This window comes from Candidatus Omnitrophota bacterium, assembly GCA_013791745.1.
Classification (GTDB): Bacteria; CG03; CG03; order CG03; family CG03; genus CG03.
Genome location: VMTH01000061.1, coordinates 1 through 11394, shown reverse-complemented (window position 1 = coordinate 11394; position 11394 = coordinate 1). Strand labels below are relative to the sequence as shown.

The 11394-nt window shown below is 44.3% G+C and carries 12 protein-coding genes; all 12 read right to left on the bottom strand.

Translation table 11 applies throughout. The annotated features are described in order from the left end of the window. Window positions 1–498 (bottom strand): ORF6N domain-containing protein (locus FP827_02890; protein MBA3052024.1); only part of this gene is annotated, 498 nt, incomplete at its 3' end. 47 nt (window positions 499–545) lie between these two features. Beyond that, a complete protein-coding gene (locus FP827_02885; protein MBA3052023.1) occupies window positions 546–1928 on the bottom strand; it encodes an HTH domain-containing protein in 1383 nt (460 codons plus the stop codon). Window positions 1929–1931: 3 nt separating this feature from the next. Next, window positions 1932–2441: an ORF6N domain-containing protein gene (locus FP827_02880; protein ID MBA3052022.1), complete on the bottom strand. Its 510-nt coding sequence runs from the start codon at window positions 2439–2441 to the stop codon at window positions 1932–1934. Between the two features lie 54 nt (window positions 2442–2495). After that, window positions 2496–3002 carry an ORF6N domain-containing protein gene (locus FP827_02875; GenBank protein MBA3052021.1) on the bottom strand — a complete coding sequence of 169 codons (507 nt, stop codon included), beginning with the start codon at window positions 3000–3002 and terminating at the stop codon, window positions 2496–2498. Window positions 3003–3027: 25 nt separating this feature from the next. Beyond that, entirely contained in the window at window positions 3028–3276 is a 249-nt protein-coding gene (locus FP827_02870; GenBank protein MBA3052020.1) for a MerR family transcriptional regulator, read from the bottom strand. 143 nt (window positions 3277–3419) lie between these two features. Next, on the bottom strand, window positions 3420–3980 hold the full coding sequence (locus FP827_02865; GenBank protein MBA3052019.1) for a response regulator: 561 nt from the start codon (window positions 3978–3980) through the stop codon (window positions 3420–3422). Window positions 3981–4241: 261 nt separating this feature from the next. Beyond that, complete coding sequence (locus tag FP827_02860) at window positions 4242–5519, bottom strand: diguanylate cyclase (GenBank protein ID MBA3052018.1); 1278 nt, start codon at window positions 5517–5519, stop codon at window positions 4242–4244. Next, window positions 5516–6919: a diguanylate cyclase gene (locus FP827_02855; GenBank protein ID MBA3052017.1), complete on the bottom strand. Its 1404-nt coding sequence runs from the start codon at window positions 6917–6919 to the stop codon at window positions 5516–5518. The genes FP827_02860 and FP827_02855 overlap by 4 nt, the downstream gene beginning before the upstream one ends. Further along, window positions 6916–7632, bottom strand: a complete 717-nt coding sequence (locus tag FP827_02850; protein ID MBA3052016.1) for a hypothetical protein — start codon at window positions 7630–7632, stop codon at window positions 6916–6918. Before FP827_02850 ends, FP827_02855 begins: the two co-directional genes overlap by 4 nt. 2 nt (window positions 7633–7634) lie before the next feature. Next, entirely contained in the window at window positions 7635–8720 is a 1086-nt protein-coding gene (locus FP827_02845) for a hypothetical protein (protein MBA3052015.1), read from the bottom strand. Beyond that, the gene (locus FP827_02840; GenBank protein ID MBA3052014.1) at window positions 8717–9028 is read right to left on the bottom strand and encodes a hypothetical protein; all 312 of its coding nucleotides are present in this window, start codon (window positions 9026–9028) and stop codon (window positions 8717–8719) included. The genes FP827_02845 and FP827_02840 overlap by 4 nt, the downstream gene beginning before the upstream one ends. Before the next feature lie 31 nt (window positions 9029–9059). Further along, window positions 9060–11249: a hypothetical protein gene (locus tag FP827_02835; GenBank protein ID MBA3052013.1), complete on the bottom strand. Its 2190-nt coding sequence runs from the start codon at window positions 11247–11249 to the stop codon at window positions 9060–9062. Window positions 11250–11394: the final 145 nt, after the last annotated feature.

The following is an 11394-nucleotide window of genomic DNA, read 5'->3' as shown; positions in this document are numbered from 1 at the left end:
TTTCTGGATAGGACAGTTTGCATCCATCGTCGGCGTATTAACCGTAATTCTTTTTGCTTTTTTCAAAAAATAATTTCTATGATATTGGGAACGCCTGTCGTGTTCCTCAAGTTTTTTCAACACATCTTTATGCGTCGCCAAATATTCCCTAACCTTTACAAAGGCGCGCATTATTTGAATATTAACTTTTATTGCCCTGTCGCTGTTTAATACCGATGACAGCATTAAAATACCGTGCTCCGTGAAAACAAAAGGATGCTTCCTCGTACCGCCCCATCTTGATGTTGCAAATTGCAATATCAAGTTTTGAAATTCTTCCTTGGTAAGTTGAAACATAAAATCTTCCGGAAAGCGTTCTATGTTTCTCCTGACCGCAAGATTTAAATTCCCTGTAGTCACACCGTATAATTTTGACAGATCTCTGTCTATCATCACCTTCTGCCCGCGAATCAAAAGAATCTTATTCGCGATTATTTCGACCGGCACTAAATCAGGCATTGATTTCTCCTCTTTAAGACGCCTCGTTCTGCTTTCGGTTAATTTATTCATTTTTTTAGAATTTCCCAATACCCGCCTTTGTCGGGCCCAATCCTGCGGAGTTCCATTTCTAATTTTAATTTGCTGATATTCTTTTTTACCGCTCTATCAGTTATATGCAGTTTTTGGGATAATTCCCGGATTGTAATTGAATGATTTGCCCGCATTAGTCCCAAAATTTTCTGGGAACTTTTCTGGGAACTTTCCTGGGAACTTTTCTGCCCCTTTTCCGCCCCTTTTATTTTCAATAGTTCCGGCATTAAAAAAGTTGCCGTAAAAAAGGTGGTGAATTCAAACTTCGGCGGTTTTAATCCCGCTTCTTTCATCAAATTTCTCATTTTCCTTATCCCCGTGCCCATTTTTTCAATGTATTCAATCTTGTTTAAAAGGTCGGCTATTCGGGGATTTCTTAAAACGCTCTTTTTGCCGAAGTCCTCAGGTTTCAGCCCCTTCGGCAGCCCGCCGAAATCTGTTATCTCTATTCTGTCTTCGAACATTTCCACCATCACATTTGAACCCTTTTCAAAATAGTCCCGATGAGCGACAGCGTTTATTACCGCTTCTCTCAATGCGTCAAAAGGAATTTCCGGCACTTCTCTTCTTGCCGGACTTCCGGTCATTTCATATCGGACAGGAATATGTTTCTTGAGAAAATTCATCGCATCGTCTATGTTGCTGACTATATCCTCATTGAAGTCCTTGCGATCCAAAACTTCCACTTTTTCCCTGCCTCTGTAAAGAGCGCAGGTTACGGCGGTATGAAAGTAAATATCGGAAAGATTTTTTGAGAAAAACAATATCCCTGTATTATTAAAAAGCAATTTGCCTTCCTGTTTCTCCGCAACTCCCAAATTGACGAGAGTGGACGGTATGTTTAAAAGATTTGTGATACCCGCCATGCGAAGAAATCTGTCAAGTTTTTTTGAATCAAAATGTTTTTTATAATCAAATTTCAGATTAACAAGTTCATCGAACCTGATTTTCCCTTCCGATTTAAAAAACTCAACAATTTCATTCCGGCTAAGTTTCTGTGAATTGGGCCCGACTCTCGTATAAAAACCGGATGAACATTTGCAGGGTTTATCCTCTCCTTCGCGCACTTCAACTATCAGAATATTCCCGTGTTCTTCAAAAAGAATTTTGACAGGCGGCTGGCAGTTGTTAGCCGTGTCCTGAATCTGAGATTTCAGCTTGTTTGTTATTTTCAGCCCCTTCCTTTCGCCGCTGTCGGAGATACCGAAGAATATTTTACCTCCCGATGAATTCGCGAAAGCTACAAGCTCTCTGTCAATGTTTGAAAGATTTTCCTTAAATTCTATGCGGTATCCTTCGCCTTCGGCAAGTATGAGTTTTAAAAGACGCCCCGTTCCGGTTTCGTTTAATTTATTCATTTTTCAAAATCCCATTTTCCCCGTCTTCTTCGGCTCAGGCAAAGTCAGCATCTTTTTCAGCGTCACGAATATGACCTCTATCTTTTTATCATGTTCGCCGTATTTTCTTTCCAGCGATTCCACTTTTCTCAATAATTCGCTGTGACTGAGAGCCAACTGTTTAAGTTTTGAGAAAACCCGCATTATGCTGATATTGACCATTATCGCCCTTTCGCTGTTCAATACGCTGGACAACATAGATACACCCTGCTCAGTAAAAACATAAGGCAAATAGCCTCCAAAATATTTTTTCGATGGTATCGCAAAATGCGATACCACAAAATCTAATTCTTTATCGGTAAGCTGAATCATAAAATCTTCCGGAAATCTCTTAATATTTCTCTTTACCTGTTCCCGCAATCGGATGGATTTAACTCCGTAAAGCTCAGCCAAATCCCTGTCAAGCATCACCTTTTGTCCGCGAATTAAAAAAATCTTATTCGCTATTATTTCAATCGGCACTAAATCAGACATGGATTTCTCCTCTTTAAGACGCCCCGTTCCGGTTTCGTTTAATTTATTCATTTGTCAAAATCCCATTTTCCTTTTCGGCGGAACCGGCGGCGGCTCCAGCAACTGCTTGAGCGCCTGAAAAATAACTGCAATTTTCTTATCATGTTCGCCATATTTTCTTTCCAGCGATTCAACTTTTCTCAATAATTCGCTGTGACTGAGAGCTAATTGTTTAAGTTTTGAGAAAACACGCATTATGCTGATATTCACCATTATCGCCCTCTTGCTGTTAAGTACACTTGATAACATTGCAACTCCCTGTTCCGTAAAGGCATAAGGCATGATTCTCGAGCCGCCCCAACTTGAAATCACAAATTGTGATTTCAAGTTTGCAAATTCATCCTTGTTTATCTGAAACATGAAATCAGCGGGGAAACGCTCAATGTTCCGCTTTACCGCCTGAACAAGCGCCCTCACTTCAACACTATAAAGTTTTGCCAAATCCGGGCTCAACATCACCTTTTGGCCGCGAATCAAAAAAATCTTATTCGCTATTATTTCAACCGGCACTAAATCAGACATTTAGATCGCTCCTTTTCATCCTCCTTTAGTTCTGCTCCGGCTTTAGTTCGGAAAGAGAAAGACGGCGGGATGTCATCTGACGGATGGCGATAACCCTTCTGACGGTCTTGTCCCTGTCGTAAAGACGGTAGCCGCCCATTGTGCGGTCTACCACATCCAGAAGCCCCTCAGCGGTGTAAAACTTCACCGTGGACGGCATTACGCCCGCTTCCTCGGCAATCTCGCCGACCTTCATCAAACCCTTCTCCAAACGGATCCTCTTTGCGCTTGTCATTTATCCTCCAATGCCCGCATGAGAGCGGACGCTTCCAAAACCACATTCTTTCTGCAAATTATTGTTCGCGCTGTATGAAGCGCGCTGTTTACTTACCACTTTCGAAAACAAAAAAACATTCTTAAAAATCAAATTGCTGTTCATTACGGCAGTAGTTTTTGAACCGTGTTCAGAAATTGTTCCGGCTTCACCGGCTTCTCGAAATAATGATCGGCGCCGCATTCCAGAATACGCTTTTTGTCGTCGGGAGTGCCGTAGGCGGTGACGGCTATCACTCTCACCCCCGCGGTATCTTCCCTGTCTTTTATTCTCCGGCAGACCTCAAAACCGTCTATGCCGGGAAGTTTCATGTCCAGTATGACAACATGGGGGCTGAACGAAATGACCTTTTCCCCCGCCTCAAAACCCTCTTTCGCCGAGTCAATGCTGACGTTCTCAATCTTCCCCAGGATGGCCGCGGTCATCTCAATGAACTGGGGATCGTCGTCGACGATGAGCACCCTGTTCACCTCACGGAGTTCTTCCGGCATAGGCATATCATATTTGCTGATGAATTGTACGAGGTCTTCCTTCTCTATGCGCCTGTGGCCGCCGGGGGTTTTATAGGCGTTGAGCTTGCCCGCGTTCACCCATTTAATAACAGTTGTGAGATCGCAGGACAGCAGTTGCGCCACCTCTTGAGTAGTGAATATTTTTTTACTCATTTACTAAAAGTATAAACTCTCCGCCCAATCTTGTCAAGAGGCAATTCTGGTATTATTGGCTATACGGTGATTTCTTGTTTCCAGGTAGTTCACTTCTCGCTTTTGCGGGCGCACAAATACCGTCGGAAAATCGTTATTTTTTATGAACGGATTTTTCACCCCGCAAAATGTCCCCAATCCCAAGTTGTGACATATATCACAACTTGGCCGGAGCCGGTTTAGAAGTTCTTTTCGTCCTGCCCGGCAAAACGGCTGGCGCATTTACACATCTTTTTCATATTCGCAAACGGTATCTCTCCCTTTTTCTTTAGCCTTATACAACGCCTTATCCGCCGACTTTATTAAATCTTCCGCGGTCAAAGCATCCGCCGGGAAAAAAGCCAGCCCCGCAGAAATCGTCACGGGAGTTTCGAGTCTTACCGCCTCAACAATCCGCTGCGCTTTTTTGCGTGTGCCGCTTTCATCCGATACCGGCATATACACGCAAAACTCTTCGCCGCCGTAACGGCCGGCCAAATCGGATTTATAAATATTTTCCTTAATTTTAGCGGCCACTGATTTTAGCGCCTCATCGCCCACAGGATGGCCATAGGTATCATTATAGGTTTTGAAGAGATCCAGATCGCACATGAGAAACGCGATTTTATAATTGTATCTCCGGGCACGCGCGATCTCTTCGTTCAGACGGCCCATGAAATACTTCCTGAGAAAAAGTCCTGTCAAACCGTCTATTCTTGAAAGCTCCCTCACTTTTTCGTAAAGCAGTATTTTTTCCCAGCCCAGCGCCACCTGCGACGCTATAACCGCGGCGTTCTTAATCTGAAAAGAATCAAGATTTCCCTTTGCCATGACCGAACCGAGACTTTTGTTCCCCGCCACAAGTTCAAATTCATAGTATTCCGCCCCGGGTTTGTTCTGTATTTTGCCAACCATGGATTTCCATACCCCGTATTCATCCGCCGACAGATTTTTTGAGCATAAAATTTCGTTGCCGCCAAAAGCGCAGTCGAAAAAAGCGAGGGTTTCCACACCGAGTTTCAGCGAAAAAGTCTCAAGCGATTTCTTCGCAAGTTCTTTTCCGTCGGAAACAGATTCCATGGCTTTTGAGAGCTCATAGAGTTTTTCATATCTTTCAATTTCGTTCTCAAGTTCTTCAATTCCCTTTGAAGTTTCGGAATTCTCTTTTTTCAGCGCAAGAAGTTTCTCCTCAATCCGACCGAATTTTATTTTAAAATCGCCGTAATTCTTTTTCCGGGATGCAAGTATTTTCAAATCGGGAATAACTAAAACCAGCGCGAGAGCCGCATAAGCATAAAGCATAACGTCGCCGGACAGCATAAACAGCGCCGCGGCTGTGAGGGAAACGGCTGATTTAACAGAGGTGTTCCGCTTTCCCGGAGGCAATGAAAAAAGAAAAAGCATACCCAAAGAGGCCGCTATAAAAATACCGTACCTCCCCGGAGCGGTAAAAAAAACGGCAATCATCGCGGCCGCAAGAAAAAATCGCAGCGCGTTCATGCGCGTTTTGCCGCAATTCATTTTAAGAGGCCCCGCACCACTACCCTGTCGCGCCCTTTTTTCTTACCCTCATACAGGGCCTCGTCGGCGGCGGCAATAATTTTATCTTCTTCCCGGAAATCCTGAAAACTTGAAAGGCCCACCGTCACCGTGACCCCCGCGTATTTGCCGTCAAAATTAAATCTTTCCTTCTTTATCGTTTTTCTTATGTGCCGGGCAATTACGAGGCCTCTTTTTAAATCTGTCCGCGGCAGTATCACCGAAAATTCCTCGCCCCCATAACGGCCGACGATATCAGTGTTGCGTATTGTTTTTGTAATTCCAAGGGCAACGCGTCTAATCACCTCGTCTCCCGCCTGATGGCCGAAATCATCGTTGAATTTTTTGAAAAAATCTATGTCCATCATCAGGAAAACAAATTCCCCGCCATGCATTGAAGCCCTCGAAATTTCTTCTGCCAGTCTTTCCATAAAATATGAGTGATTATACAGTCCCGTGAGATCATCCGTTATTGCCAGATTCTGCGTTGTTTCAAAAAGCTTCACATTCTCAACCGCCAGCGAAGAAAGAGTCGCTATTAAGGTCAAAACCCTCAAGTCCGACGGCAAAAGCCCGCCGTCTCTGCCTATCACTTTTATAATAGACTGTATGTTCTCCCCGTTGAAAACGGGACAGGCTATTATAGACGAGGCGTCGCCGGAATTATGCAAATCAAACCTGCAGTCCATAGCGGTATTTTCTATATACGCCGGTTTCTGGCTTGAATACACCCACCTGTCGCAGGCGTCCCCCGCCTGTTTTATAAGTTCCACTTCCGCTTCCGGAAAAATACTCCGCGTAAATTTTATTATAAACATGGAAATATCTTTCAGAGAAAAAGTCGTGCCGAGTTTCAGCGAAAATTCCGCCATTTTCTCATAACTCGCTATGCCCTTTTTCAGTGCGGGAATAAGTTTCGCTCCGCTCTTAAGGGCTGTTTCAAGTTCCGCGATCGCGCCTTGCATATTTTCCAGCAGTAATTTATTCCGGCCGCAACTTTCGGTTTCTCTATTTTCATACATATTCAAAAAGCAGATAATTGCCCAGTAAATTAAAATAGCAAGCGCGGCAAAAAATTTCACTCCGGCGGACCCCGTAATAAAAGCCGCTGCAGCAACCAGCGTCGACAGAACAGCAATCACAGCTGACGCATAAGTCGAAAAAAAGAGAAATGCCGCAATCTGAATAAAAATGAAAAAAACAAAATAGTGTTCGGGCGACTCCGCCTTTATCAGAGTGTACAAGACAAACCAGAAACCCGCGCCAATCAAAATAAAAGAGGCGCACTCAAAAATTAATTTTTTCAGAGAATTATCCCGGCGCCCATGCCCTCTCCCTGCGAAGGATTGTTTATTGGCCGGATCCTTAAATTCCGTGTTCATCTATGATTGCCGCGGGCTTTTATCCATCCGTTGGCGAAACTCGTATATATCAGCGCCGCTACGGACCATGCCTGGTGGATACAGCCTCTGCCGTAAAAAGGATATTCCGCGTCAAATATTTCCGAAACGCAATCAATGCCCGCTTTTTTAAAATGGCCTGACCATATTTTTTCAAACTCCGTCCATCGGGGTTTCTGCAAAGCATAATAAAACTGCAGGAGCCACGGCCACACCGTTCCCTGATGATACGCGCTGTCTCTGGTTTCAAGATTTCCCCGGTATATCCCTCTGTATCCCTGCGCATTTCTCTCAAGCGTTCTGAGCCCGAAGGGGGTAAGGAGTTTTTTTTCAAGGATTCCCAAAGCCTTTGCGACCGCGGCTGTTGGAAGAATATCTTTCATAAGAGCCAGCGTTATTATCTGATTCGGCCTCAAACTTCCGTCGGGAATACCTTCTTTATTTATCAAATCGGCCATATAGCCGGCATCTATAAAATATTTTTTCCGCACCGATTCGGAAGTCTTTTCCGCAAGAATCCCCGCTCCCTTCACACCCACAGCGTCCGCGAATTTCAAAGCGTTATACCACAGGCCCTGAATTTCAACGGCTTTGCCGGCTCTCGGCGTTATCGGGCTACCCTGAAAAACAGCGTCCATCCATGTGAGAGCTTTCCCTTCCTGTCCCGCCGTTATAAGCGCGTCAGCGGGATCCATTTTTATACCAAAGTCAGTTCCCTTTCTGTAATTTTAATAATTTCACTCACAGGCTTTCTCATTTCTTTTAAAAAACTATCGTTAGCGCCGAAAATTCTGCGGTATTCCGAAAGAGCCCACACAAACCACAGCGACGCGTCAACGGCGTTATAAGAGGCTTTATTCGCCTGCGTTGAAAAAATATTCGGCAGCAGCCCTCCCTTTATAACCGCGGCGGCTTGCCGGAAAATCTTTTTCGCCTTTTCTTTGCGCCCCGTGTATAGAAAAAGCCCCGGCAGAGAAATCATCGTATCCCTGCCCCATGACTCAAACCAGTGAAAACCCGCGACAATTTCTCCGCGGGCGTCAAAATCAAGGGATTTTAATAAAAGTTTTTCAAAGAAAGTGTTTTTGCATTTGAAATCTTTCAAAAATTCCTCGTCCCTGCACAGCCTCTGAGCGGCGAAACTCACTTTTTTCAAGGGTTTTTTTATGTCGCCGGAATCAGCGGAAAAAATAATCCTGAAACTGCCGTCCTTTTTAATATCCGCTTTCCAAAAACCCGGAGAAAACAAAATCTCCCGGTAACTCCCGTCTCTTATTTTATCCTCGGAATAAGAGACTTTCTTCAGCTTTTTTTTAACGGTAAAAGGGCCGCCGCCTTCAAAATAGCACGCCGTTTCCGGCGTTTTCAGACTGCCGCCGCAAAGACTTGCGCGAAAACTTATGTCATCAGCATTGGCTCTCAAACAATGGCTACGCCTCATTGAAAAAAAAGGCCGTATCTCAAAGGCCTTAGAGCAGTTTCCTTTTTCCGCGCGATAGCGCAGCTCCAGCGCGTTTTTCATCGGGGATAATGATATTTCTTCGCTGATCGTAAAATTTGTGCCCGACAAAGAGTATTTAACGTCTGGATAAACCTGAAAAAGAACGGCTTTTGAAACGCCGGTGATTTCAACAAAATTAAGTAAATTATACCGTGTCAGATTGCGGGATTCCATAAGCAGAGAATGGAATCTGCGGATGTTTTTCCTGCCGGATGTTTGCGAAGAATACCCGCCTAACTCATTTGTCAGAAGCCATTCTTCAGAGGGCTTTATTTTTTTCAATTGTCAGATTCATGAGTTTCCCGGGGAAGAGATATACTGCTTTTCTTCTGCAGAGACATTATAGAACTGCCTGTTTCTCTGAGAATCTTTATGTTAATTTTCAGTTCCCTGATAACATCATCAAGAGCTTCCCTGTATTCTTTTGAACCGAGATTGTAAGACGGCGGTGTGCCGGTTTTGCTCTCATCTTCAAGCTGCTCAATCAGAAATTTCAGTTCGCTCTGCATTTTTTTCAAACTGACGGGCATCTTCTTAATGTCCTGCATCTGCTTTCTCAAATTTGCTATCAGCTCTTCCTTACTCTTCATTCTATCCTCCTGAAAATACGTAAAACATCCGTCACTTACCATCCCGCGTAAAAAAGAAAACGTCAGAACTTGCCTCTTCCGTTTTCAGCGCGACCTGTCCTTTTTTAATTTTATATTTCTTCCCCGTAAATATGCTTCTGTAAAAACCGTCCGCGGGCACATATTCGGGCAGCTTTAAAATCAGTTTGCGTTTTTGATTCTCCGCGTTGAAAACGACTATAACGCTCTGCTGGAAATAGTGCTTGATATATACCCAGCGCTTATCTTCCGTCAAAAGATCGGTGTGCCTGCCCAGTGTGATAGGATCCGACTTTATCCGGAATTTAACAAGTTTTGCGACATGGTCGAAGACCGACTTCTCTTCTTTTCCCAAATCATCAAACTTCATCATCCTGCGGTTATCCGGGTCCGCTGCGCCGGTCATGGCAATTTCGTCGCCGTAATAAATCATCGGAACCCCGGGGTTGGTCAGAAGAAAAGTAAACGCGTTTTTTATCTTCCCGTAACTTTCGGGATTATCCACCCGGGGAGGATTCTCCCACCCTATTCTTTTTTCATCCCCCTCCATGTCTCCGTCAGCATAAGCCATAAAACGCGGGAAATCATGGTTCCCCATAAGCGGTGAGATATAGTACACATTTTTGTAATTTTCAAGTGAATCATTGAGCTGCGCCGCAAGCGCTTTAAAATTTCCCTTGCCCAGGGCAAATGTGTCGCGTATATGCCAGTAAAGCGGGAAATCAAACTGGCCGTCAAGCATCCCGGGTGCGATAAAGCTGTTGATGTCTTTTCTTGACGCGATGGATTCCCCCAGCATATAAAAATTACTTCCGAAGGATTTCCGCACTTCACCCGCGAAAGCTTTCCAGAAATCATACGGGATATGCTTAACAGCGTCCAGCCGACAGGCGTCAAAACCAAAGTCTTCTATCCACCACAGAGCGTTGCTCACCTGCGCGTAAACCGAGGCGGTACTGTTAGTATAATCAAACGACGGAAGAAATGAGTCAAACCATGTGGTAAAAGGATACTCGTCAAATTTTCTTATGTTCTTCCCGCCGTCAGGAAGTTCCAGTTTTCCAAACCATTCAGGGTGTTCTCCATACCACGGATGTTCGTTGTGCACATGATTGAAAACCATATCCGCCATAACTTTAAGCCCATGATTATGGGCGGTCTTTATCATCGCTTTCAGTTCATCGTTACTGCCGAAACGCTCTTCGGTTTTAACGGATGAAGACGGCCAGTAACCGTGATAGCCCGTAAAATAGCGGTACGGCGGAAGGGCGTCCTTAAAAGCGCCGCCGACATTGTCTATAACCGGAGAAAGCCAGATGCAATTTGCTCCGAGACGTTTGAAATATCCTTCTTCTATTTTCCGGCTTATACCGCTGAAATCCCCGCCGGCATAATTCGCTTTCGGGCTTAACCCCTCCATCACCACAGGATCATCATTGGACTTGTCGCCGTTATAAAACCGGTCCGTCATCAAACTGTATATAACGGTTTGGGGCCATGAAGGTTCTTCTGAAAAATTTTTCGGTATTATCCTCATAGGAGAAAAATTCCCTTCCCTGTCCGAAGCCCATAAATAAGCGGTTTCCAGGGCCTCCCCTTCAGGTACGGAAAATCTGACCTCATTCCCGTCATAAACTTTCTCCTGCGCTTCTCCCCTGTAATACAATACAACCTTATAGCCCTTAAACGCGGAATCAAAATAGGAAAATACGAGGTTCCATTTTCCGTCCTCAATCATTTCACTCTTTTGAAAAGGTATTTTCACTTTTGTTTCTTTGACCGTCAAAATTGAATTAAAACCACCAAAACCGTCCGCGGCTTTGTCAGGATTGGAAAGGTCTGTTATCCAGTTGCCGTCCACCACTAATTTGTAACTGTGTATCCCCGGCGGTACAGTCATAAGAATTTCAAAATTTCCGGAAGCCGTCTTTTCCATCATATCTGAATTGGCATTCCAGCCATTAAAACTTCCGGCGACAGCTACTTTCTCAACAGCTTTTTCCGGAGCATAGCTGAAGCGCCTAACTGAATTCTTCTTAACCTCCACCGGAACGCTAATATTAAATTTATCATCTTTCGATGAAGTTATTTCAAGGCCTATAATCTCAAGTCCCTCTTTTTCAGGCAGCTTGAGCGTAAAAGAATCACTGCCCTCATAAGAAAAACCGCGGAAGGAAGAAGATATATTCTTCACCCCGTCCATGAAAACCCTTATTGATATTTCTTCTCCCTGAAAACCGGATGCCGGCGGCGGGTAACCGTCCGCAAAAATAAAGGGGACGGAGGAAAGTAAAAATACAATAATGCCAACTATACTAGTTTTTTTCTTTAAAAAAATCGTATAATAA

Excerpts from the sequence above, each read along its gene's own strand:
- FP827_02885 (MBA3052023.1), bottom strand. The coding sequence starts at position 1,928 with ATGAATAAATTAAACGAAACCGGAACGGGGCGTCTTTTAAAACTCATA.
- FP827_02860 (MBA3052018.1), bottom strand. The coding sequence starts at position 5,519 with ATGAATTGCGGCAAAACGCGCATGAACGCGCTGCGATTTTTTCTTGCG.
- FP827_02865 (MBA3052019.1), bottom strand. The coding sequence starts at position 3,980 with ATGAGTAAAAAAATATTCACTACTCAAGAGGTGGCGCAACTGCTGTCC.
- FP827_02875 (MBA3052021.1), bottom strand. The coding sequence starts at position 3,002 with ATGTCTGATTTAGTGCCGGTTGAAATAATAGCGAATAAGATTTTTTTG.
- FP827_02870 (MBA3052020.1), bottom strand. The coding sequence starts at position 3,276 with ATGACAAGCGCAAAGAGGATCCGTTTGGAGAAGGGTTTGATGAAGGTC.
- FP827_02850 (MBA3052016.1), bottom strand. The coding sequence starts at position 7,632 with ATGGATCCCGCTGACGCGCTTATAACGGCGGGACAGGAAGGGAAAGCT.
- FP827_02880 (MBA3052022.1), bottom strand. The coding sequence starts at position 2,441 with ATGTCTGATTTAGTGCCGATTGAAATAATAGCGAATAAGATTTTTTTA.
- FP827_02840 (MBA3052014.1), bottom strand. The coding sequence starts at position 9,028 with ATGAAGAGTAAGGAAGAGCTGATAGCAAATTTGAGAAAGCAGATGCAG.
- FP827_02855 (MBA3052017.1), bottom strand. The coding sequence starts at position 6,919 with ATGAACACGGAATTTAAGGATCCGGCCAATAAACAATCCTTCGCAGGG.
- FP827_02835 (MBA3052013.1), bottom strand. The coding sequence starts at position 11,249 with ATGGACGGGGTGAAGAATATATCTTCTTCCTTCCGCGGTTTTTCTTAT.